We start from the raw sequence: 22,530 nt of genomic DNA, 5'->3' as shown, positions 1-22,530 counted from the left end.
GGGCCCGGAGAGCCCGGAGAGGGAGGGGAAGGCAAGGTGGCGGACGCCGCGGTGCACGACACCCGGAGGGTGCTGGTCGCCCCGGACAAGTTCAAGGGGTCGCTGACCGCCGTGCGGGTGGCCGAGCGCGTGACGGCCGGACTGCGCCGGGTCGTGCCGGACCTGGAGGTGGAGGCGCTGCCGGTGGCCGACGGCGGTGACGGGACCGTGGACGCGGCGGTCGCGGCCGGGTTCGAACGCCGGGAGGTACGGGTCACAGGCCCCCTCGGGGACGAGGTGACGGCCGCGTTCGCGCTGCGCGGCGACACGGCGGTCGTGGAGATGGCCGAGGCCAGCGGGTTGCAGCGGCTGCCGGCGGGTGTGCTCGCGCCGCTTGAGGCATCCACCTGTGGCTCCGGGGAGCTGCTGCGGGCCGCGCTGGACGCGGGTGCGCGGACGATCGTGTTCGGCGTCGGCGGAAGCGCGACGACGGACGGGGGCGCGGGGATGCTGTCCGCGCTCGGGGCGCGGTTCCTGGGCGCGGACGGGAAACCGGTCCCGCCCGGCGGCGGGGGACTGGCGGGGCTGGTCGAGGCGGACTTGTCCGGGCTGGACGGGCGGCTGGGCTCCGTCGAGCTCGTGCTCGCCAGTGACGTCGACAATCCGCTGACCGGACCGAAGGGCGCGGCGGCGGTCTACGGGCCGCAGAAGGGTGCCTCGCCACAGGACGTGAGGACGCTGGACGCGGCGCTCGCGCACTTCGCGAGGGTGCTGGAGGGTGCGGTCGGGGCGCGGGCGGCGGAGTACGCGGTGTCGCCCGGCGCGGGTGCGGCGGGCGGTGTCGGATACGGGGCGCTGCTTCTCGGGGCGCGCTTCCGGCCCGGTATCGAGGTCATGCTCGAGGTGCTGGGCTTCGCCCCGGCACTGCGGCGGGCCTCGCTGGTGATCACCGGTGAGGGCTCGCTGGACGCGCAGACCCTGCACGGCAAGGCCCCGGCGGGGGTCGCCGCGGCGGCGTGTGCCGCGGGCAAGGAGGTCGTCGCGGTCTGCGGCCGTCTGGCCCTCGCACCGGAGGAGCTGGACCGGGCCGGTATCCGCCGGGCCTACGCCCTCACCGAGATTGAACCGGACGTCTCCCGGTGCGTCGCCGACGCCGGTCCCCTCCTGGAGCGGGTGGCCGAGCAGATCGCCCGGGACTTCCTGCGCTGACGCCGCCGCTTGGGGGCTTCACCCGCCCGCCCACCCGACTCAGTGGGTGCAAGGTGACCCTTCCCCGGGGCCCCGCCCCGGACCCCGGCGGGGACTTCGTCCCCTGCACCCCTGCTCGGCGGGGGCTCCGTTTCTTGTGTTGTTGCCGGGGGCTGCCGGGCCCGGCGGGGGTTGATCTCCTGTTCCTTGCCGGAAGGCGAGGTGCTTGGGGCCCTGTCTGGGGCTTTGCCCGCCCGCCCGGCTCGGTGGGTACAAGGCGACCGTGCTCCGGGGCTCCGCCCCGGGCCCCGGCGGGGGCTTCGCCCCCTGTGCCGCTGCCGGGAGGAAGCCGCTAAGGGGTCTGACAGAGGCTTTGTCCCCTGTGCCCTGGTCGGAGTCCTGGCGGGGACTTCGGCGGGGGCTTCCCGCCTTCCGTACCCCTCCCGGGGGCTCCGCCTCAGGCCCCGCGGGGACCGCCTCTCCCTCCCCGGACCCGCCGACCCCCGGTCTCCCGCTCGCCGCCCGCCATACGCCGTACACCGTCCGTCACCGAAGCCGGCCCGACTGGCCGGTCGCGCGCCGGGGCAGGCCGCCCCGCCCGAGCCATACCGCCGACGGCTCCCGCCGCGCACTCGGAAGGCGGCACCCGGAAGGCGCGCGAAAGGCGAAGGGCCCCGACCGCCTCCCAGCGGTTCGGGGCCCTTCGACGCCGTACGGACCCGGCGGAGCGCTACGGCAGCTGCGCCGCCCGCGCCTCGCGGCGGTTGTCGCGGAAGTTGTTCACCCGGCGGGCCGTGGCGAACAGGGGGATCACCGCGCCCATGACCAGCTGCAGGGCGCAGCCGGTCTGCAGCAGCAGCTGGCCGCTCGGGGCGTCGAAGGCCCAGGCCGCCAGCAGGCCCATGGACAGGACGATCCAGGAGAGCATCGCGACCGCCAGACGGCCCCTCGGCTTGGGGTACTCCACCCGGCTCACCATCAGCCAGGCGGTGCCGAGGATGGCCAGCAGCGTCGCCACGAAGGGCAGCTCCAGCAGGACGATGGAGACCACCGTCAGGGCCCCGAAGGGCGAGGGCATGCCCTGGAACATGCCGTTCTTCATCGTCACGCACGAGAACCGTGCGAGCCGTAGGACCACGGCCAGGAGCACCACGACCGCGCCCAGGGCCGCCACTCTCTGGTGGGCGTCGTCCGCGACCATGCCGTAGACGAGGACGAAGTACGCCGGGGCCAGGCCGAAGCTGATCAGGTCGGAGAGGTTGTCCAGCTCCGCGCCCATGGGGGAGGAGCGCAGCTTCCTCGCGACCAGGCCGTCGAACAGGTCGAAGACCGCCGCGCACAGCATCAGGATGACGGCCGTGGCGGCACTGTGCCGGGCCATGCCCGCCGAGTGGTCGCTGCCGGTCAGGTGCGGGATCAGGATGCCGGTGGTGGTGAAGTACACCGCCATGAAGCCGCACGTGGCGTTGCCCAGGGTGAGGGTGTCCGCTATCGACAGGCGCAGCGAGAGAGGCATCTCCTCCTCTTCGTCCTCGCCGTCGGCCCCGGGCACCCAGTCCGCCTGACGTTCTCGATCAATCACGGTCAAGACGAGTCACCCCAGCCACGGTCTTCTGGCCGACCTGAACCGCGACCTCCACGCCCCTGGGCAGGTACAGGTCGACGCGCGAGCCGAAGCGGATCAGGCCGATCCGCTCGCCCTGCTCGACCTTCGTGCCCGACGGGACGTAGGGGACGATGCGGCGGGCCACCGCGCCGGCGATCTGGACCATCTCGATGTCGCCGAGCTCGGTGTCGAAGTGCCACACGACCCGCTCGTTGTTCTCGCTCTCCTTGTTGAACGCCGGAACGAATCCGCCGGGGATGTGCTCGACGGAGGTCACCGTGCCGGCGAGCGGGGCACGGTTGACGTGGACGTTCAGCGGGCTCATGAAGATCGCGACGCGGGTGCGGCCGTCCTTCCACGGCATGATGCTCTGCACCACGCCGTCGGCGGGCGAGAGGACCCTGCCCTGGGCGATCTCACGCTCGGGGTCGCGGAAGAACCACAGCATCCCCGCCGCGAGTGCGGTGGCGGGGACGGCCACGGCCTTGGCCACGCCCGAGCGGCGAGCGCGGACCAGGCTGACGGCTGCGGTGGCGACGGTTGGAAGAAGCCACGGCGATGCTCCGCGGGCGAGGCGGATCCGGCCGCTAGGTGCAGAGGTTTGGCTATGGGGCATGGATGACCTTCGTAGCGGATGATGCCGCGCTTTCGACGGGGGGACGGCGGCTTTTCGGCGATCGTAGCGGTTCGGGGCCGCAACTGGGTAAGCCGAGCTGCCGAGTCGGTCACGGAACACCGCTGACGGGGTGTGATCTTCTTCTCGAAGAAAACACCCCGTACGCGGACAATCATCCCTGGAAGCGGTACTCCTCGAGGAGCCGGCGGCCAATGATCATTTTCTGGATTTCCGCGGTGCCCTCGCCGATGAGCAGCATCGGAGCCTCGCGGTAGAGGCGCTCGATCTCGTACTCCTTGGAGAAGCCGTAGCCTCCGTGGATGCGGAAGGCGTCCTCCACGACCTCCTTGCAGTACTCGGAGGCCAGGTACTTCGCCATGCCGGCCTCGAGGTCGTTGCGCTGACCGGAGTCCTTCTTGCGTGCGGCGTTCACCATCATCGCGTGGGCCGCCTCGACCTTGGTCGCCATCTCCGCCAGCTTGAACTGGATGGCCTGGTGCTGGGCGATCGGCTTGCCGAAGGTCTGGCGCTGCTGGGCGTAGGCGATGGCCAGCTCGAAGGCGCGCTGGGCGACGCCGCAGCCGCGGGCGGCCACGTTGACCCGGCCGACCTCGACGCCGTCCATCATGTGATAGAAGCCACGGCCGGTGACCCCGCCGAGCACGCGGTCGGCGGGCACCCGCAGCCCGTCCATGATCATCTCGGTGGTGTCGACGCCCTTGTAGCCCATTTTGTCGATCTTGCCCGGGATGGTGAGGCCGGGGCGGACCTCGCCGAAACCGGGCTCCTTCTCCACCAGGAAGGTCGTCATGGACTTGTGGGGCGCAGTGCCCTCGGGGTGACCCTCGTCGGTGCGGACCAGGACCGCGACGAGCGAGGAGGTGCCGCCGTTGGTCAGCCACATCTTCTGGCCGGTCAGGACGTACTCGTCGCCGTCCTTCACGGCCTTCGAGGTGATCGCCGAGACGTCCGAGCCCAGGCCCGGCTCGGACATCGAGAAGGCGCCCCGGATGTCACCGGCCGCCATCTTCGGCAGGAAGTACTCCTTCTGCTCCTGCGTGCCGTGCTGCTTGAGCATGTACGCCACGATGAAGTGCGTGTTGATGATGCCGGACACCGACATCCAGCCGCGGGCGATCTCCTCCACGCACAGGGCGTACGTCAGCAGCGACTCGCCCAGCCCCCCGTACTCCTCGGGGATCATCAGACCGAACAGGCCCAGCTCCTTCAGGCCGTCCACGATCTGCTGCGGGTACTCGTCGCGGTGCTCCAGCTCCGTCGCGACCGGGATGATCTCCTTGTCGACGAAGTCCCGGACGGTGGAGACGATCTCCTGCTGGACATCGGTCAGACCGGAGGTCTGGGCGAGTCGCGCCATGACTACTTCTCCTGCTTCAACACCGGGCGGCCGGGCTGTTCGCCGCCGCGTTCCTTGATGTACGTCTCGGTCGGCACCATCACCTTGCGGCGGAAGACGCACACGAGCGTGCCGTCCTGCTTGTAGCCCCTGGTCTCGACATGGACGATCCCGCGGTCGTTCTTCGACTTCGACGGCCACTTGTCCAGCACCGTCGTCTCGCCGTAGATCGTGTCGCCGTGGAAGGTCGGCGCCACGTGCCTCAGCGACTCGATCTCCAGGTTGGCGATCGCCTTGCCGGAGATGTCCGGCACGGACATGCCGAGCAGGAGGGAGTAGACGTAGTTCCCGACGACGACGTTCCTGCCGAAGTCCGTCGTCTTCTCCGCATAGTTGGCGTCCATGTGGAGCGGGTGGTGGTTCATCGTGAGGAGGCAGAACAGGTGGTCGTCGTACTCCGTGACCGTCTTGCCCGGCCAGTGCTTGTACGTCGCCCCGACCTCGAACTCCTCGTAGGTGCGTCCGAACTGCATGCCGCTCAGCCCTCCGGGATCTCGAACTTGCTGGTGCGCCGCATACCGGCCGCACGGCCCTTGGCCGCGATGACCAGCGCCATCTTGCGGCTGGCCTCGTCGATCATCTCGTCGCCGAGCATCGCGGAGCCCTTCTTGCCGCCGGCCTCGGAGGTGTAGTACGCGTACGCGTCCAGGATCAGCTCGGCGTGGTCGTAGTCCTCCTGGGAGGGCGAGTAGACCTCGTTGGCGGCCTCCACCTGGCCGGGGTGCAGCACCCACTTGCCGTCGAAGCCGAGCGCGGCGGAGCGGCGGGCCACCTCGCGGAAGCCGTCGACGTTGCGGATCTGCAGGTAGGGGCCGTCGATCGCCTGGAGGTTGTTGGCGCGGGCGGCCATGAGGATCTTCATCAGGATGTAGTGGTAGGCGTCCGCCGGGTAGCCGGGCGGCTGCTCGCCCACCACCAGCGACTTCATGTTGATCGACGCCATGAAGTCGGCCGGGCCGAAGATGATCGTCTCCAGGCGCGGGGAGGCCTGTGCGATCTCGTTGACGTTGTTCAGGCCCCGGGCGTTCTCGATCTGCGCCTCGATGCCGATGCGGCCGACCTCGAAGCCCATGGTCTTCTCGATCTGGGTCAGCAGCAGGTCCAGGGCGACGACCTGATCGGCGCTCTGCACCTTCGGCAGCATGATGCAGTCGAGGTTCGGGCCGGCGCCCTCGACGACCGTCACGACGTCCCGGTACGTCCACTCGGTCGTCCAGTCGTTGACCCGGACCACCCTGGTCTTGCCCGTCCAGTCGCCCTCGTTGAGGAACTTGACGATGGTGTGCCGCGCCTCCGGCTTGGCCAGCGGCGCGCACGCGTCCTCCAGGTCCAGGAAGACCTGGTCGGCGGGCAGGCCCTGCGCCTTCTCCAGGAAGCGGGGGTTCGAGCCCGGAACGGCCAGACAGGAGCGCCGCGGCCGAAGGCGGTCGGCGGACGGGGCGGGGGCGGCGGAGCCGCTCGCCGAGGGAGCGGCGGACGACGGTTGGGCCGTCATGCGGGGACCTCCAGGGGGTCGAGCTTGTTCGCGATGCGGATCTCGTCGACGATACGGCCGATGATTCCGGTGATGTCGAAGTCCTTCGGGGTGAAGACCGCGGCCACTCCCGCGGCCCTGAGCTGCTCGGCGTCGCCGTTCGGGATGATCCCGCCGGCGATCACCGGGATGTCGGTCGCGCCGGCCTCCCGCAGCCGCCTCAGCACGTCCGGCACCAGCCGGGAGTGCGAGCCGGAGAGGACGGACAGGCCCACCGCGTGCACGTCCTCGGCGAGAGCCGCGTCCACGATCTGCTCGGGCGTCAGCCGGATGCCCTGGTAGACCACCTCGAACCCGGCGTCACGGGCGCGCACGGCGATCTGCTCGGCGCCGTTGGAGTGGCCGTCCAGGCCCGGCTTGCCGACCAGGAAGCGCAGCTTGCCCACGCCGAGCTCCCGGGCCGTCGCCTCCACCTTGCGGCGCACCTCGGCCAGGGCCGAGCCCGCCTCGGCGGTCACGGCCACCGGCGCGGACGACACACCGGTCGGCGCCCGGTACTCGCCGAACACCTCGCGCAGCGCCCCGGCCCACTCCCCGGTCGTGACACCCGAGCGGGCGCACTCCAAGGTGGCCTCCATGAGGTTCTCGGTGCCCCGGGCGGCCTCCTTCAGCCGCTCCAGCGCCTTGCAGGGGCGCGGATGGTTGTAGGGCGGCTGGTACCGCGTGTCGCGCCACTCGCGCAGCGCGGCGACGACGCGTTCCTCGACCGCGGGGTCCACCGTCTGGATCGCGGTGTCCAGGTCGGCCGTGAGCGGGTTCGGCTCGGTGTTCTCGAAGATGTTGACGCCGACGATCTTCTCCTCGCCGGACTCGATCCGGGCCCGGCGCTCGGCGTGCGAGGCGACCAGCTGCGACTTCAGATAGCCGGACTCCACGGCGGCCAGCGCGCCGCCCAGCTGCTGGATGTGGTCGATCTCGGCGAGCGCCGCCTCGACCAGCTCGTCCACCTTCGCCTCGATCACCTTCGAGCCCTCGAAGATGTCGTCGTACTCCAGCAGGTCGGACTCGTACGCCAGCACCTGCTGGATGCGCAGCGACCACTGCTGGTCCCAGGGGCGGGGCAGACCCAGCGCCTCGTTCCAGGCCGGCAGCTGCACGGCGCGGGCGCGGGCGTCCTTGGAGAGGGTGACGGCCAGCATCTCCAGCACGATCCGCTGGACGTTGTTCTCCGGCTGGGCCTCGGTCAGCCCGAGGGAGTTGACCTGGACGCCGTAGCGGAAGCGGCGGTGCTTGGGGTTCTCTATGCCGTACCGCTCACGGGTGATCTTGTCCCAGATGCGGCCGAACGCCCGCATCTTGCACATCTCCTCGATGAAGCGGACGCCCGCGTTCACGAAGAAGGAGATCCGGCCGACCACGTCCCCCATGCGCTCCTGCGGCACCTGGCCGCTGTCGCGCACGGCGTCGAGCACGGCGATCGCGGTGGACATCGCGTACGCGATCTCCTGCACCGGGGTGGCACCCGCCTCCTGCAGGTGGTAGCTGCAGATGTTGATCGGGTTCCACTTGGGCATGTGGGAGACCGTGTACGCGATCAGGTCCGTCGTCAGCCGGAGCGAGGGCCCCGGCGGGAAGACGTGCGTGCCGCGGGACAGGTACTCCTTGACGATGTCGTTCTGGGTCGTGCCCTGGAGCTTGGTGATGTCCGCGCCCTGCTCCTCGGCGACGACCTGGTAGAGCGCCAGCAGCCACATGGCCGTGGCGTTGATCGTCATCGAGGTGTTCATCTGCTCCAGGGGGATGTCCTGGAACAGCCGGCGCATGTCGCCCAGATGGGCGATCGGCACGCCGACCCGGCCGACCTCGCCGCGGGCGAGGACGTGGTCGGGGTCGTAGCCGGTCTGCGTCGGCAGGTCGAAGGCGACCGACAGACCGGTCTGCCCCTTGGCGAGGTTGCGCCGGTACAGCTCGTTGGACGCCTCGGCCGTGGAGTGCCCGGCGTAGGTCCGCATGAGCCACGGCCGGTCCTTCTCCCGCCGTCCCGCGGCGGGCTGACGCTCGCTCATGGACGCCTCTCAGATGTTCCGGAAGCGGTTGATGGCGTCGATGTGCCGGGCGCGCATCTCCTCGTCGCGCACGCCCAGGCCCTCCTCGGGAGCCAGGCACAGCACGCCGACCTTGCCCTGGTGCAGGTTGCGGTGCACGTCGTACGCCGCCTGGCCGGTCTCCTTCAGCGGGTAGACCTTGGACAGCGTCGGGTGGATCCGGCCCTTGGCGACGAGGCGGTTGGCCTCCCAGGCCTCGCGGTAGTTGGCGAAGTGCGAGCCGATGATCCGCTTCAGGGACATCCACAGGTAGCGGTTGTCGTACTCGTGGCGGTACCCGGAGGTGGAGGCGCAGGTGACGATGGTGCCGCCCCTGCGGGTGACGTACACCGAGGCGCCGAAGGTCTCGCGGCCGGGGTGCTCGAAGACGATGTCGACGTCCTCGCCGCCGGTGAGCTCGCGGATGCGCTTGCCGAAGCGCTTCCACTCCTTGGGGTCCTGGGTGTGCTCGTCCTTCCAGAACCGGTAGTCCTCCTCGGTGCGGTTGATGATCGCCTCGGCGCCCATGGAGCGGCAGATCTCCGCCTTCTGCTCGCTGGAGACGACACAGATGGGGTTGGCGCCGCCGGAGAGGGCGAGCTGCGTGGCGTAGCTGCCGAGGCCGCCGCTCGCGCCCCAGATGAGCACGTTGTCGCCCTGCTTCATGCCGGCGCCGTTGTGGGAGACCAGCTGCCGGTAGGCGGTGGAGTTGACCAGGCCCGGGGCGGCGGCCTCCTCCCAGGTGAGGTGGCGGGGCTTGGGCATCAGCTGGTTGGACTTGACGAGGGCGATCTCGGCCAGACCGCCGAAGTTGGTCTCGAAGCCCCAGATGCGCTGCTCCGGGTCGAGCATCGTGTCGTCGTGGCCGTCGGCCGCCTCCAGCTCGACGGACAGGCAGTGCGCGACGACCTCGTCACCGGGCTTCCAGGCGTTGACGCCGGGGCCGGTGCGCAGGACGACGCCCGCGAGGTCGGAGCCGATGATGTGGTACGGCAGGTCGTGGCGCTTGCCGAGCGGGCTGAGCCTGCCGTAGCGCTCCAGGAAGGTGAAGGTCGGCATCGGCTCGAAGATCGAGGTCCACACCGAGTTGTAGTTGACCGAGGAGGCCATGACGGCCACCAGGGCCTCGCCCGGACCCAGCTCGGGCAGCGGCACCTCGTCGAGGTGGAGCGACTTGCGCGGGTCCTTGTCGCGCGTGTCGAGCCCGGCGAACATCTCCGTCTCGTCCTTGTGCACGGTGATCGCGCGATACGACTCGGGGAGCGGGAGGGCGGCGAAGTCGGCGGACGTGGCGTCCGGCGACTGGATCGCCTCCAGGATGTTCTTCACGGTCACGGTTGCCTCCGGCGATGAGCGCCCTGAGGGAGGGGCGCCGAGGGGTACGTCGGTGCTGCTGAGGGTCGGGTGAGGGTGTGCCGTCGGTTCGGCGATGGGGCTTTGGCAGCGCTTTGTGGCGCGGGAGGTGCCTGTGACGCAGGTGTCCGGGCGGGCAGGCCAGTCCTGGCCTGCTGGGACAGCCGGCGTACGTACGGTCCCTGCACGCCGGCCGCCCGGACACCTTCAACGTATGACACCGCGTGTCACCTCGCAAGGCACTGAGTGCCAGAATTTTCGCTCAGACGAAAATTTCTCATCACAAATGAGCGATGATCGATCGAATCGGCCCGCGAGACCGGGTGAAAAGGGGCTCTGACATGCCAAAACGGCCACCCCGCAGGGTGGCCGTCATCACACCGCGCCCAGGGCGCGGCAGGGAATTCTCAGGAGATTCTCAGCGGTTCCTCAGGGCCTCCTCGATGGTCCGCATGACCTCCGGCAGCGGGGCGTCGGTGCGGGCGATCGCCACCAGGACCTCTCCCTGCCGGCTCGCCGAGGAGCTCTCGGAGGACGCCGAGGACCCCAGGGCGCGGCCGGCGCCGATCCCGCTGCCGAAGGTCCTGCGGACGATGGCGAAGGCGTGGTCCAGCTGCGCCTCCACGTCTCCTTGGCCGTTCGCCCGCAGCCAGCGCCGCAGCACATGGTTGTGCGCGGTGACCACGGCCGAGGCGGCGACCTCCGCCAGCAGCGGGTCGTCGTTGGCGTCGTCGGCGTGCGCGCGCTCGTCGAAGTGGCCCAGCAGATAGCGGGTGAACAGCCGCTCGTAGCGGGACACCGAGGCGATCTCCGCCTCGCGCAGCGCGGGAACCTCACGGGTCAGCTTGTAGCGGGCGACCGAGATCTCCGGCTGCGCCGCGTACATCTTCATGACTTCCTTGATGCCCCGGCACACCGCGTCGAGCGGGTGCTCGTGCGCGGGGGCGGCGTTGAGCACCGCCTCGACGCGCAGCAGGGTGTCGTCGTGGTCCGGGAAGATCGCCTCTTCCTTGGAGCGGAAGTGACGGAAGAAGGTGCGGCGGGCGACTCCGGCCGCCGCGGCGATCTCGTCGACCGTGGTCGCCTCGTACCCCTTGGTCGCGAACAGCTCCATCGCGGCGGCCGCCAGCTCCCGGCGCATTTTGAGCCGTTGAGCCGCCGCGCGGGAGCCCGCGGCGCTCTCCGGCGTGTCGGGCGTGGCTGGTGTGTGTGAGGACTTGGCGGGCTGGGACATGCCCCGAACGTACTGCATTCGTGCAGCGTGGCGCGTCCCTGCCCGCTTTCCGTCCGCCTCTCCGCCGGCCTTTCCGCCCGCCGCGGCGGGCGGGGGAGCGGCCGCCGGGTCCAGCAGGCCGCCCCACTCCCGCCCCGCCGGGAGCCAGTCGCCCGGCCGGTCAGCGCCGGGCATATTCGCGGAAGCCGCGGCCCGTCTTGCGGCCGAGGCAGCCCGCGGCCACCAGGTGCTCCAGCAGCGGAGCCGGGGCCAGACCCGGCTCGCGGAACTCGCGGTGCAGCACCTTCTCGATGGCCAGCGAGACGTCCAGGCCGACGACGTCCAGCAGCTCGAAGGGACCCATCGGATAACCGCCGCCGAGCTTCATCGCCGCGTCGATGTCGTCCAGGGACGCGTAGTGGTCCTGCACCATCTTGATCGCGTTGTTGAGGTACGGGAACAGCAGGGCGTTGACGATGAAGCCGGCGCGGTCCCCGCAGTCGACGGGGTGCTTTTTGATCCTGCCGCAGACCTCGTGGACCGTCGCGTGGACGTCGTCCGCCGTCAGCACCGTCCGCACGACCTCGACCAGCTTCATCGCCGGCGCCGGGTTGAAGAAGTGCATGCCGATGACGTCCTGCGGGCGCGAGGTGGCGCGGGCACAGGCGATCACGGGGAGCGAGGAGGTGGTGGTGGCCAGCACCGCGCCCGGCTTGCAGACCTTGTCCAGCGTCGCGAACAGCTGCTGCTTGACCGTCAGGTCCTCGGCGACGGCCTCCACGGCCAGGTCCACGTCGGAAAGGTCGTCCCAGGAGGCGGTCGCCCTGATCCGGTCCAGGGTCTGTGCGGCGGCCTCGGCGGTCAGCCGCCCCCTGTCGACGGAACGGGACAGGGACTTGCCGATCCGGGCCTTGGCGGCCTGTGTCTTCTCCTCGCTCCGGGCGACGAGCACGACCTCGTACCCGGCCTTGGCGAACACCTCGGCGATGCCGGAGGCCATGGTGCCCGAGCCGGCGACGCCCACGGAGCGGACCGGACGGCCGGGGGGAAGGGCGTTCTCCTCCGGCGGGGTCAGGGCGTCCCGCACCACGGTGCCGCTGCCCGGGGCCTCGTAGGTGTAGAAGCCCCGGCCCGCCTTGCGGCCGGTCAGACCGGCCTCGCTGAGCTGCTTGAGGATCGGCGCGGGGGCGTGCAGCCGGTCGTGGGACTCGGCGTACATGGCCTCCAGGACCGTCCGCGCGGTGTCGATGCCGATCAGGTCGAGCAGCGCCAGCGGGCCCATCGGCAGACCGCAGCCGAGCCGCATCGCGGCGTCGATGTCCTCGCGGGTGGCGTACTTCGCCTCGTACATCGCGGCGGCCTGGTTGAGATAGCCGAACAGCAGCCCGTCGGCGATGAAACCGGGCCGGTCGCCGATCGTGACGGGCTCCTTGCCGAGCTCCAGGGCGAGGTCGGTGACGGCGGCGACGGCCTGCGGGGCGGTCAGCACCGAGGAGACCACCTCGACCAGCTTCATGGCCTGCGCCGGGTTGAAGAAGTGCAGCCCGAGGACGCGCTCGGGACGGGCCGATCCGGAGGCCAGGCGGGTCACCGACAGGGCGTTGGTGCCGGTGGCCAGGATGGTCTCCGGGCGGACGATGCCGTCCAGCTCCTGGAAGATCTGCTGCTTGATCTCGTACGACTCCGGTGCCACCTCGATGACCAGGTCGGCGTCCGCCGCGGCGGTCAGGGCGGTGGAGGTGCGCACCCGCGCGAGAAGGGCCGCGCGCTCCTGCTCGGTGAGACGGCCGCGCTCGACGGCGCGGGCGGTGGAGGACTCCAGGGTCGCCATGGACCTGGCGGCCGCGGCCTCGCTGATGTCGATGCCGATGACCTCGCGGCCGGACCGGGCGAGGACCTCGGTGATTCCGGTGCCCATGGTGCCGAGGCCGACGACGGCGATCGTCTTCAGCGGGGACGGGGAGGTGTCGGAGAGGGGAGTGGCCATCGCGGGACTCCAGAAATGAGGGTGACGACGGGGAGCACGCCCGGTGCGCCGAAGGACGCACCGGACGCGCGGGAAACGAGTGCGGGTGTTTGCCGGGCTTCCAAGCGCACACGCCCGGTGCCGGCCGTCACGGGCGCACAAGCGCACATGCACCCGGCGGGCGGCGGGAACCGACCGGCTCTGTCCCGAAGCCGGCCGTACTGCGGTACCTGGGGTACCGAACCGACAGCACTCGCGGTGGCTGCGTCACCAGGCCACTGCGAAGTCATACGAGTGGGTGAACTCGCTCGTCTGAGCGTAACTCGCGGGTAATGAGCGCGCCACCCCTTGGGTTTGTGATGCAGATCCCATACGGGTGGCCGCGCCTCTAGGCTGGCCGCCGTGAACGAGGACGAAGAAGAAGACGAAGTGGTGCGCTCGCTCACGGAACGCTTACGGCGGGAGTCGGGCGGATCGGCGGCGTACGGCCATCTGGCCGCCACCCCGGACACGGACGAGCTGGCCGAGGTCCTCACGGCGCCCGGGCAGCCGCTGTGGGCCAGAGAGCTGGCCGCGTTCCGGCTGGGCCTGGCCGGCGACCGGCGGGCCTTCGAGTCACTGGTCCTGCTGCTGAACCACCGCGACCCGCAGCGCTGCGCCGGTGCGGCCCACGCCCTGGCCCGCCTCGGCGACCCCCGCACCGCCCGCGCGGCGGCGGCCCTGGCCACCAATGAACTCCGTGTCGCCTACGCCCTGCACCCGGTACGGCTCCTGGTGAAACTCCGCGCCCCCGAGGCCGTTCCCGCCCTGGTCACCACCCTGGAACGCCGCCTGCGCCCCCACGACCCCCACCACCGCGTGGCCCTCGCCTGCGTGGAGGGCCTGGGCGTCCTGGGCGACCCCCGGGCACGCCGGGTCCTCACCGAGGCCCTGGCCCACCCGGCCCTGGCCGAGGCGGCGGCTCGGGCGCTGGCACGGATCCCGAAGCAGCGGTGACCGCCCGGGCCGGCAGATTCACGACGTACCGCACCTCGGGCACGGCGGTCCCGTCCGCCTCGAAGGACTGCTCGGTCCCGTCCGCGCTGAAGCCCGCCCGTTCACAGAAGCGCCGGGCCCCGGCGTTCTCCTTCAGGACCCACAGGAACATGCGGGCGGGCCCGGAGGCCACGCACCGGCGCACGGCCTCCGTCAGCAGCGCACGGCCGATGCCGCCGCCGCGGCGGACCGGATCCACGTAGAGCGCATGCAACTCGGCGTCCCGCGTGCGGACTTCGCCGTCCCGGTACGGGCCGTGGCAGGCCCAGCCGACGACCTCGCCACCGTACTCGGCGACCAGGTTCACCACGCTGCCGTCGTTCTGCGCGAGGCGCATGCGCCAGGCCTCGGCGTCCCGTTCCACGCTGAGCGCGTCGAGGTACGACTGCGGGACGAGGCCCCGACAGGCGGTCTGCCGGCCGCGCACACGGATCTCGGAGACCCGGTCGCAGTCCGCGAGGGTCATCCGCCGATATGTAAGTCCCTCATTCGGGCACCACCGCGAATGCCTCGATCTCCATCAGGAACTCCGGGCGGACCAGAGCGGCGACCTGGACGGCGGAGGAGGCGGGGAGGCGGTCGTCGGGAATGTGGGCGGCCCGGGCCGCGCGGATGGCCGGGAGGTGGGCCATGTCCGTGACGAAATAGGTGAGTTTGACGACGTGCTCGAAGGTCGCTCCCGCCGCGGCCAGACAGCGGCGCAGGTTCTCGAAGACCTGACGCGCCTGCGCGGCCGGGTCGCCCTCGCCGACGAGTCTGCCGTCCTCGTCCAGGGGAAGCTGGCCGGAGACCGCGACCAAACGGCCGGTGCCCATGACGACATGGGCGTACTGCGCGGCGGGGGCGACCCCGGCAGGGGCGGGAATTCTGGTCGGCTCGCTCATGCGTCCATGGTGGACCACGGGCCCGGCGCCGCCCGCCCCAGGGGACGGCTCAGCCGCGGAAGCGGACGATGTCGTGCAGCGCCGCGCCGCGTGCGGTGCCGGGAGCGGAAGAGGCTTTCGAAGGGGACGCCTTCGCGTCCTGCGGCTTCGGATCGGGCAGTCTCGGGCACACCGCGTCCACGACGCCCCGCCCGCGCGGCACCGTGCCGTCGGTCAGATACGCGGCCAGGTGCCTGTCCAGGCAGCCGTTCCCGCTCAGCGTGATGCCGTGGTTGCCGCCGCCCTGCTCGACGACCAGGCTGGAGCCGGCCAGCAGACGGTGCATCGTGACGCCGCCCGCGTACGGGGTGGCCGCGTCGTCGGTCGCCTGGAACAGCAGCACCGGCGGCAGCTTGCTGTTGGCGACGTCCACCGGGCGCTGCGAGGGGACCGGCCAGAAGGCGCAGGGCGCGTTGTACCAGGTGTTGTTCCAGGTCATGAACGGCGCCTTGCGGTGCACGTCCCAGGTCTCCTCGCGCCACTGCTGCCAGTCGCGCGGCCAGGAGGCGTCACGGCACTGCACCGCCGTGTAGACGCTGTAGTTGTTGTCGCCGGCGGCGTCGATGGCGGCGAGGTCCTCGTACGCCTCGACGAGCGGCTCGGTCCTCCCGTCGCGCACATACGCCGCGAACGCCTGGGCCAGGCGGGGCCAGTGGCCGTCGTAGTAGCCGCCCGGGACGAAGGTGTCCTCCAGTTCGGAGGGGCCGACCTTGCCGCCCGCGGGCTTTCTGGCGAGCGCCGCCCGCATCGCGTACCACGTGGCCTCGACCCCGGCAGGGTCGGTGCCCAGCCCGTACGTCGAGTGGTGCTTGGCGATCCACGCCATGAAGGCCTGGTGACGGCTCTCGAAGGCGTGGTTCTGCTGGATGTTGGAGTCGTGCCAGACGCCGGTCGGGTCGACGACCGAGTCCAGGACGAGCCGGCGCACCCGCTCCGGATGGAGCTTGGCGTACACCGCGCCCAGATAGGTGCCGTAGGAGTAACCGAGGTAGCTGATCTTCTCGGCGCCGAGTGCCTGCCGGATCACGTCCAGGTCGGCCGCCGAGTCGGCCGTGCTCATGTACGGCAGCACGCTCGCGTACTTCCTGCCGCAGGCGGCGGCGAAGGCCTGCACGCGTGCGAGGTTGGCCTGCTCGAGGGCGGACGTGCTCGGCACCGAGTCGGGGCGCACCGGCTGGAAGTGGCCCGGCCGGCAGTCCAGGGCGGGGTAACTCTCGCCCACCCCGCGCGGATCGAAGCCGATGATGTCGTACTGGGCCGCGACCGCCTTGGGCAGGGAGGAGGCGACGACCCCGGCCAGCGACAGCCCGCTGCCACCGGGGCCGCCGGGGTTGACCAGCAGAGGACCCTGATAGGTCTTCGCGGTGTGCGGGATGCGGGACAGCGCCAGAGTGATCCGCCGTCCGGACGGATCCTTGTGGTCCAGCGGTACCTCCACCGTTCCGCACTGGAGGGTCGGGTGCTCCGTGGTGCCGCACTTCTTCCACACGATCTTGGCGGCCTTCGCGGCGGCTGCGGGGTACGGTGTGCTCGCCTCGGCGGGGACGGCCGTGAGGGATCCGGCCAGGACGGCGGCACCGCACAGCACGGCAGCGCTTCTTCTCATACGTTCTCCCAGGACGGAGAGGCTGCGGACCGCGGTCTCGCGGCCCTCGCCGCATCGTCCCGGAAAGCGCCTCCGAAAGAACGCGTTCTGACGGTCCTTGACCCGATCGGGTCGAGTGAAGCGCTCGAACGATCTCAGACGAGCGTGTGGTGAACCGGTTCGGGTGGCGCGTGCGGTACCGTCCCGGACGGCCGGACGTGCCGCGGCGTCCCCGAGGGCGGGGGAGCCGATGCCGTACTTCCGTGCGACTCCTGTGCGACTTTTGTGCGACTCCCGTGCGCGGGCGTCCATCTGACGGGCGATACGGCGCTGGTAGCCGCCCTCGGAGGGCGGGCGCCCTCCGTGGACGACCGCCCGGGGCGGCGCGCCCGGTGCGGGGCTGTCCCGGCGCATGACGCCTCCCGGGGGCACCGCCCGGAGAACCACCCGAAGAACCACCCGAAGAAGGGGACAGGCGTTCCCATGATCGTGCGGGTGATCGGACGAGCGTCGTTCCCGATCATCCGCGGTTCCGGGTTCGATCACTTGCGAAGGTCCGATTTGGGGTCCGGGCAGGGGGGTGGTTGGCTTGCCCCAAGCCCGAGAACGCATGTCCTGGAGGAAGCCATGGCGCAGGTCGAGGCCACTACGGAACGGGTCGTCGCCGCCGGCGCGGAGAAGGTGTTCGACGCGCTCGCCGACTACCGTGACATTCGCCCGAAGGTGTTGCCCGGGCAGTTCAGCGAGTACGAGGTGCGCGAGGGCGGGGACGGCGAGGGCACGCTTGTCCACTGGAAGCTCCAGGCCACCAGCAAGCGGGTCCGCGACTGTCTGATGGAGGTCAGCGAGCCGACCGACGGCGAGCTCGTCGAGAAGGACCGCAACTCCTCCATGGTCACCACCTGGCGTGTCACCCCGGCCGGTGAGGGCAGGTCCCGGATCGTCGTCACCACCACCTGGAAGGGCGCCGGCGGCATCGGCGGCTTCTTCGAGAAGATGTTCGCCCCCAAGGGCCTCAGCCGGATCTACGACGCCCTGCTCGCCAGGTTCGCCGCCGAGGTCGAGAAGGACGAGAAGGACGAGAAAGGCGAGAAATAGGCACCTGTGAGCAACTCGCCGGAGTACGGGCCCTGTTGACCCTTCACTGGTTCGAGTGGATCTCCTCCCGCGGGCCGGCGGTGTGCCGTGGCTCGTGTGTCCGCTCGCGGGTGCCGGTCCATGCGGGAATTCCGCGGGAGTCGTGCGACGGACACGCCGAACGGACAAGCCGGGGGGTGCGTGGGCGGGATCCCTCCCGTACGGGACGCGCCGGTCGCGGCACCCCGGGTGCTTCCCGCTGCCGGAGATTCCCTTCCACCGTCGGCGACTTCCTCCGTCAAGGACTCCCGTCGTGCCCGCCGCCCCCGTCCTTCTCTCTCTTCCGTTTCTCCTGGTCCCGCCGGACGTCATCGGGAGGACACGTCCCGCCGGCCCGGCCGCCGGGAGGACACCGTCGAACCGCGCCTCGCCCGCCGCTGATGCGACGGTGCGTTCCGCCGTGTCGCAGGGTGTCCGGCAGTGCCCGGCAGGGCCAGGACGCACGACGAGACCGCGGGCCGGGCGGAGCATGAAGGCCCGGCCCGCCCGGTTCCGGGGCGGGCCGGGCGGGTCCGCCACGGGCAGCCGCCGGTGGGGGCGGAACCGGGGATGTGACGACGATCCCGGAACCGTTGCCCGGCCCGAGCGCATCCTCCAGGTCGGGGGACGTCGTCGGCGGCGCGGTGCGCAACCGGCTGCGCGCAACCGGTCCACCGTTCTCGCCGTGGGTGAAGTCCCCCTCATCATCAGCGAGTTCACCCCAATGGAGCCCGGATCGTGCTGCCGCCGAAGCGGGTTGCGGCCGGGCACGCCCGGTGAGCTTCGGCCCTTGGCTGCCCTGCGTGTCAGCAGGGCGGCGTATTGTCGCATTGGCGTAGTTTGGGAGGAGGGTGGGGGACTTTGCCGATCCCTACAAGCTGTAGGGTTGAGTTCACTCCACCGCACTCCCCTGTACAGAGACGAGAGGTGGCCGTGTGACCGTCGAGCCCGAACCGGACGTCAGCGTCGTCGTCATCGTCTACAACGACGAAGAGCGGCTTCCGACGGCTGTGGGTTCCGTTCTCGAGCAAACGCTTCGCAATGTCGAATTGATCATCGCCGACGACTGCTCGACGGACGGCTCCTACCAGGTCGCGCGGAAACTCGCCGAGGCCCACCCCGGCCGGGTCCGCGCGATCCGGCTCCCCGAGAACAGCGGCGGCTGCGGTGAGCCCCGCAACCAGGGCGTCAAGGTGGCCCGCGGCCGGTACGTGATGTTCCTGGACAGCGACGACACCCTGGAACGCAACGCGTGCCGCAACATGGTCGAGGCCGCCGACCGCACCGGCGCCGACCTCGTCTCCGGTCTGTGCGTCCGGGTCCACCTCGACAGCCGGCACGGCAAACGCACCCCCTGGTACCCCTGGCTCTACCGGCGCACCCGCACCCTGGACTCCGCCGCCGACCTGCCGGACCTGCTGGTCTTCGACACCCTGTCGACCAACAAGTGCTACCGGCGGGAGTTCCTCCTCGACAACGGGCTCACCTTCCCCCGCGGCATCCACTACGAGGACCTGCTCTTCTCCGCGCAGGCCTACCTGGCCGCCCGGCGGATCACCCTGATCCCCAACACGGTCTACCACTGGAACGTCGTCGAGAAGACCGCCGTCAAGTCGATCAGCAACCGGCGCGGCGAGATCCGCAACTTCGCCGACCGGGTCGAGATCCACCGCCGTATCGACGCCATCCTGGCCCGCCAGGGCCAGGACCGGCTGAAGCTGTGCAAGGACATCAAGTTCCTCAAGCACGACCTCGTGCTGTACCTGCGGGAGCTGCCCTTCCTCGACGACGACTACCGTCACCGCTTCGCCGAGCTGGCCCGCGGCTACATCCAGGACTTCCCCGAGGAGGCCTACGCCGAGCTCGACCGCATCCACGCCATCTGCGCCCGGCTGCTGCTGCGCGAGGACTGGGACGGTCTGATGCCCGCCATCGACACGCTCCTCAACCGGCACAAGATCTCCACGCCGCTGGCCGAGCGGGACGGCCGGATCTACTGGACCGACCGCCATCTCGACGACCCCGAGATGCGCACCGTCCTGGACGTCACCGCGTTCGGCTACCACACCCGGCCGCTGAACCAGATGGCCCTGCGCAACAGGCTCACCGAGTACACGGTGCACGGCGGCGACGTGGTCCTGGCCGGCGAGCTCGTCAACCCGCTGGGCGTCATCGCCGCCGACGCGCACCTCAGCGCCGAGCTGGAGTTCCGCGCCCGCCGCCGCAGCCTGCAGACCTTCCGCTTCCCGGTGCCCGCCCCGCGCCACCAGGGCGACACGATCGCCTGGCGGGCCAGGGTCCCGCTGGCCCGGCGGCTGAGGCCGCTCGGCATCGTCGACGACGTCTGGGACGTCCGGCTGCACCTCACCGCGGACGGCAAGCGCACCACCAGCCGGCTCACCGTCGGCACGGTCGACCTGGAACACGCCGGGCCCGTGCCCGTACGGCCGCGTCTGACGCGGCTCCTGGCCGACCGGATCGAGGCCCAGGTGTCCGCCAAGGGCCACCTGGCCTTCCGTCTCACCCAGCACGGCCGGGCCGCCCGCGCCGGCCGCGCCGCCGTGGAACGCCGCCTGCACAGCCGCCCCGTGCGGGCCGCCAAGGGCGCCTACCGCACCCTGCGGGCCGTGCGCCGGGACCTGAACTCCGGCACCCGCAAGCTCCAGGTCTACGACCGCGTGCTGTGCAAACTGCCCATCCGCAAGGGGACGGTCGTCTTCGAGAGCCACCTCGGCAAGCAGTACAGCGACAGCCCGCGCGCCATCTTCGAGGAGCTGCGCCGCCGCAAGGCGCCGATCACCCCCATCTGGTCGTACGCCGGTGAGCGTCCCGAGGGCTTCCCCCAGGACGTGGAACTGGTACGCCGCTGGTCCTGGCGCTACCTCAAGGCGCTCGCCCAGGCCGAGTTCTGGATCGACAACCAGGGCTACCCGCTGCGGCTGGCCAAGCGCCCCGAGACGACGTACATCCAGACCTGGCACGGCTCGGCGCTGAAGCGGATGGGCTTCGACGAGCCCTCCCGGCGGATGCTCTCCGCGCAGGAGCAGAGCTTCTACCAGCAGGCCCTGGACCGCTTCGACCACTTCGTGGTCCGCAGTGAGCACGATGTGCGCACCCTCGCACGCGCGTACCGCATCCCCGAGGAGAAGCTGCTGCGCACCGGCTACCCGCGCAACGACGCCCTGGTACGGGTCCGGGAGGGCGCACCGCTGCCGCCCGAGGCGCGGCGGACGGCCGAGCGGCTCGGCCTCGACCCCGGCCGGCGCGTCCTGCTGTACGCGCCCACGTTCCGCGCCCACCCCGACGGCCGCGTACGGGACTTCTCCTTCCCCTTCGACCTCGACGCCTTCGCCGCCCGCTTCGGCGACGACCACACCCTGCTCGTCCGGGCGCACTACCTGAACCGGGTCACCCTGCCGCCGTCGGTGGCGGGGCGCGTGATCGACGTCACCGCCGAACCCGACATCACCCCGCTGCTGCTGCTCGCCGACTGCCTGATCACCGACTACTCCTCGGTGATGTTCGACTACGCCCTGCTCCAGCGCCCCATCGTGTTCTACGCCTACGACTGGGAGGAGTACGCCGAGGACACCCGCGGCACCTACTTCGACCTCCTCGCCGAGGCCCCGGGCCCCGTCCCGCGCACCGAGGAGGAGCTGTTCGCCGCGATCGAGGACCTGAACACCGTACGGACGACGTACGAGGCGCGGCTGAAGGAGTTCGTGGACAAGTACGGCGAGTACGACCGCGGGGACGCCGCGGCGCAGATCGTGGACCGTTTCTTCGGCACCGCGGGAGAGGCCCGATGACCCAGCGCGACATCTTCCTCGTGGGCAACGAGGTCAACGAGCTCGGCGGAGTGGGACGCTGGCAGATCCAGATGGCCGGGCTGCTGGCCGGGCGCGGCCACCGGGTCACCGTCGTCGGCATCGCCCCGCCCCACCACCCGATGGACCTCGGTGACCGGCCGCCGTTCCGGACCGTCACGCTGTACGCCCGCCGTCCGCCGGGCCGCCCCAGGCCGCGCCGTCTGCTCGGCTCCCTCGACCCGGCCGTGCGCCGCCACGAGGCGCACATGCGGAGTGCCGCGAGCCGGCTCTCGGCGCTGTTCCGGGCCGCCCGGCCCGGCGCGGTGATCATCGTTACCCAGGTGTGGGCCATGGAGTGGGTGGCCCTCGCGGACACCGCCGGGCACACCGTCATCGGCATGACCCACGAGTCCTTCGACACGGCCCGCAAGTCGTCCCGCTTCGCGCGCGTGAAGAAGTACTACAAGGACGTCGACCGGCTGCTGGCCCTCACCCAGGAGGACGCCGACCGCTGGGCGACCGAGGGCATGAACAACGTCGGCTTCATGCCCAACCCGCTGCCCCTCACGCCCGGCACCCCGTCGCCGCGCACCGAGAAGGTCGTCGTGAGCATCGGCCGGCTCTCCCACGAGAAGGGCGTCGACCTGCTCCTGGACGCCTGGGCCGAGGCCGCGCCGCGGCAGCCCGGCTGGACCCTGCGCATCCACGGCACGGGAGAGGCCGAGGAACAGCTCCGGCAGCAGTGCGCCGACCTGGGCCTGGAGGACTCCGTGGACTTCGCCGGGCAGACCGACGACGTGCCCGGAGCACTGCGCGCCTCCTCCGTCTTCGTCCTGTCCTCCCGCGGCGAGGGCTTCCCGCTGGTCCTGCTGGAGGCCATGGCGACCGGTGTGCCCTGCGTGGCGTTCGACTGCGCGCCCGGCATCCGCGAGATCATCACCCATGAGGAGGACGGCCTGCTGGCCCGCCCCGGCAACACCTCCGAACTCGCCCGCCACCTCGTCCGTCTGATGTCCGACGAACGCCTGCGCGACACCATGGGCGAGCAGGCCCAGCGCAGCGTCCGCCGCTTCGACCCCGACGTCATCACCCGGCGGTGGGAAGACCTCTTCGACTTCCTGGAGCGCTGAGAGCCCCGGCCGTACGGGGCAGGGACACCGCCGGCT

General features: G+C 70.9%; 17 protein-coding genes. 5 read left to right on the top strand and 12 right to left on the bottom strand.

What is annotated here, in order from left to right; genetic code table 11:
- Positions 1 to 51 precede the first annotated feature (51 nt).
- Positions 52 to 1,188, top strand: coding sequence for a glycerate kinase (locus ABD224_RS08200; protein ID WP_344048590.1), 1,137 nt, complete (start codon positions 52 to 54; stop codon positions 1,186 to 1,188).
- 709 nt (positions 1,189 to 1,897) lie between these two features.
- Here the strand turns inward: ABD224_RS08200 and pssA are convergent.
- From pssA to ABD224_RS08155, 9 genes are all read right to left on the bottom strand, one after another.
- The gene (pssA, locus tag ABD224_RS08195) at positions 1,898 to 2,719 is read right to left on the bottom strand and encodes a CDP-diacylglycerol--serine O-phosphatidyltransferase (RefSeq protein ID WP_344048588.1); all 822 of its coding nucleotides are present in this window, start codon (positions 2,717 to 2,719) and stop codon (positions 1,898 to 1,900) included.
- A 22-nt stretch (positions 2,720 to 2,741) separates the two neighbouring features.
- A complete protein-coding gene (locus ABD224_RS08190; protein ID WP_344048465.1) occupies positions 2,742 to 3,389 on the bottom strand; it encodes a phosphatidylserine decarboxylase in 648 nt (215 codons plus the stop codon).
- 172 nt (positions 3,390 to 3,561) lie between these two features.
- The gene (locus tag ABD224_RS08185; protein WP_344048463.1) at positions 3,562 to 4,767 is read right to left on the bottom strand and encodes an acyl-CoA dehydrogenase family protein; all 1,206 of its coding nucleotides are present in this window, start codon (positions 4,765 to 4,767) and stop codon (positions 3,562 to 3,564) included.
- A 2-nt stretch (positions 4,768 to 4,769) separates the two neighbouring features.
- Complete coding sequence (locus tag ABD224_RS08180) at positions 4,770 to 5,279, bottom strand: MaoC family dehydratase (protein WP_344048461.1); 510 nt, start codon at positions 5,277 to 5,279, stop codon at positions 4,770 to 4,772.
- 5 nt (positions 5,280 to 5,284) lie between these two features.
- The gene (locus tag ABD224_RS08175; protein WP_344048459.1) at positions 5,285 to 6,301 is read right to left on the bottom strand and encodes an HpcH/HpaI aldolase/citrate lyase family protein; all 1,017 of its coding nucleotides are present in this window, start codon (positions 6,299 to 6,301) and stop codon (positions 5,285 to 5,287) included.
- Positions 6,298 to 8,346, bottom strand: coding sequence for a protein meaA (locus ABD224_RS08170; protein WP_344048457.1), 2,049 nt, complete (start codon positions 8,344 to 8,346; stop codon positions 6,298 to 6,300). The genes ABD224_RS08175 and ABD224_RS08170 overlap by 4 nt, the downstream gene beginning before the upstream one ends.
- Before the next feature lie 9 nt (positions 8,347 to 8,355).
- Positions 8,356 to 9,693, bottom strand: a complete 1,338-nt coding sequence (ccrA, locus tag ABD224_RS08165) for a crotonyl-CoA carboxylase/reductase (RefSeq protein WP_344048585.1) — start codon at positions 9,691 to 9,693, stop codon at positions 8,356 to 8,358.
- Positions 9,694 to 10,135: 442 nt separating this feature from the next.
- Entirely contained in the window at positions 10,136 to 10,951 is an 816-nt protein-coding gene (locus tag ABD224_RS08160) for a TetR family transcriptional regulator (RefSeq protein WP_344048455.1), read from the bottom strand.
- Between the two features lie 160 nt (positions 10,952 to 11,111).
- Positions 11,112 to 12,917: a 3-hydroxyacyl-CoA dehydrogenase family protein gene (locus tag ABD224_RS08155; protein WP_344048453.1), complete on the bottom strand. Its 1,806-nt coding sequence runs from the start codon at positions 12,915 to 12,917 to the stop codon at positions 11,112 to 11,114.
- 381 nt (positions 12,918 to 13,298) lie between these two features.
- Between ABD224_RS08155 and ABD224_RS08150 the strand changes: the two genes are divergently transcribed.
- Entirely contained in the window at positions 13,299 to 13,892 is a 594-nt protein-coding gene (locus tag ABD224_RS08150; protein ID WP_344048451.1) for an adenylosuccinate lyase, read from the top strand.
- Here the strand turns inward: ABD224_RS08150 and ABD224_RS08145 are convergent.
- The 3 genes from ABD224_RS08145 to ABD224_RS08135 are packed head-to-tail and all read right to left on the bottom strand — an operon-like array spanning position 13,816 to position 16,460.
- A complete protein-coding gene (locus ABD224_RS08145) occupies positions 13,816 to 14,397 on the bottom strand; it encodes a GNAT family N-acetyltransferase (protein WP_344048448.1) in 582 nt (193 codons plus the stop codon). The genes ABD224_RS08150 and ABD224_RS08145 overlap by 77 nt on opposite strands.
- A gap of 19 nt (positions 14,398 to 14,416) precedes the next feature.
- On the bottom strand, positions 14,417 to 14,815 hold the full coding sequence (locus ABD224_RS08140; protein ID WP_344048446.1) for a RidA family protein: 399 nt from the start codon (positions 14,813 to 14,815) through the stop codon (positions 14,417 to 14,419).
- 49 nt (positions 14,816 to 14,864) lie between these two features.
- Positions 14,865 to 16,460, bottom strand: coding sequence for an alpha/beta hydrolase (locus ABD224_RS08135; RefSeq protein WP_344048443.1), 1,596 nt, complete (start codon positions 16,458 to 16,460; stop codon positions 14,865 to 14,867).
- Positions 16,461 to 17,066: 606 nt separating this feature from the next.
- On the opposite strand from ABD224_RS08135, the gene ABD224_RS08130 reads away from it, so the two are divergent.
- The 3 genes from ABD224_RS08130 (at position 17,067) to ABD224_RS08120 (ending at position 22,494) form a co-directional block, all read left to right on the top strand.
- A complete protein-coding gene (locus ABD224_RS08130; protein WP_344048441.1) occupies positions 17,067 to 17,537 on the top strand; it encodes an SRPBCC family protein in 471 nt (156 codons plus the stop codon).
- A gap of 953 nt (positions 17,538 to 18,490) precedes the next feature.
- On the top strand, positions 18,491 to 21,364 hold the full coding sequence (locus ABD224_RS08125) for a bifunctional glycosyltransferase/CDP-glycerol:glycerophosphate glycerophosphotransferase (protein WP_344048439.1): 2,874 nt from the start codon (positions 18,491 to 18,493) through the stop codon (positions 21,362 to 21,364).
- Entirely contained in the window at positions 21,361 to 22,494 is a 1,134-nt protein-coding gene (locus ABD224_RS08120) for a glycosyltransferase (protein WP_344048437.1), read from the top strand. Before ABD224_RS08125 ends, ABD224_RS08120 begins: the two co-directional genes overlap by 4 nt.
- The last annotated feature ends 36 nt before the right edge of the window (positions 22,495 to 22,530 follow it).

It is taken from the genome of Streptomyces thermoalcalitolerans (genome assembly GCF_039525155.1).
In the GTDB taxonomy this organism is placed as follows: Bacteria; Actinomycetota; Actinomycetes; order Streptomycetales; family Streptomycetaceae; genus Streptomyces; species Streptomyces thermovulgaris.
Note: the sequence above shows the minus strand (reverse complement) of the source record. Positions and strands in the feature narration are given on the sequence as shown.

Coding starts and splice junctions, on each gene's coding strand:
- ABD224_RS08120 (WP_344048437.1), top strand. CDS start 21,361: ATGACCCAGCGCGACATCTTCCTCGTGGGCAACGAGGTCAACGAGCTC.
- ABD224_RS08140 (WP_344048446.1), bottom strand. CDS start 14,815: ATGAGCGAGCCGACCAGAATTCCCGCCCCTGCCGGGGTCGCCCCCGCC.
- ABD224_RS08135 (WP_344048443.1), bottom strand. CDS start 16,460: ATGAGAAGAAGCGCTGCCGTGCTGTGCGGTGCCGCCGTCCTGGCCGGA.
- ABD224_RS08185 (WP_344048463.1), bottom strand. CDS start 4,767: ATGGCGCGACTCGCCCAGACCTCCGGTCTGACCGATGTCCAGCAGGAG.
- ABD224_RS08160 (WP_344048455.1), bottom strand. CDS start 10,951: ATGTCCCAGCCCGCCAAGTCCTCACACACACCAGCCACGCCCGACACG.
- ABD224_RS08155 (WP_344048453.1), bottom strand. CDS start 12,917: ATGGCCACTCCCCTCTCCGACACCTCCCCGTCCCCGCTGAAGACGATC.
- ABD224_RS08130 (WP_344048441.1), top strand. CDS start 17,067: ATGGCGCAGGTCGAGGCCACTACGGAACGGGTCGTCGCCGCCGGCGCG.
- ABD224_RS08170 (WP_344048457.1), bottom strand. CDS start 8,346: ATGAGCGAGCGTCAGCCCGCCGCGGGACGGCGGGAGAAGGACCGGCCG.
- ABD224_RS08145 (WP_344048448.1), bottom strand. CDS start 14,397: ATGACCCTCGCGGACTGCGACCGGGTCTCCGAGATCCGTGTGCGCGGC.
- ABD224_RS08190 (WP_344048465.1), bottom strand. CDS start 3,389: ATGCCCCATAGCCAAACCTCTGCACCTAGCGGCCGGATCCGCCTCGCC.
- ABD224_RS08175 (WP_344048459.1), bottom strand. CDS start 6,301: ATGACGGCCCAACCGTCGTCCGCCGCTCCCTCGGCGAGCGGCTCCGCC.
- ABD224_RS08180 (WP_344048461.1), bottom strand. CDS start 5,279: ATGCAGTTCGGACGCACCTACGAGGAGTTCGAGGTCGGGGCGACGTAC.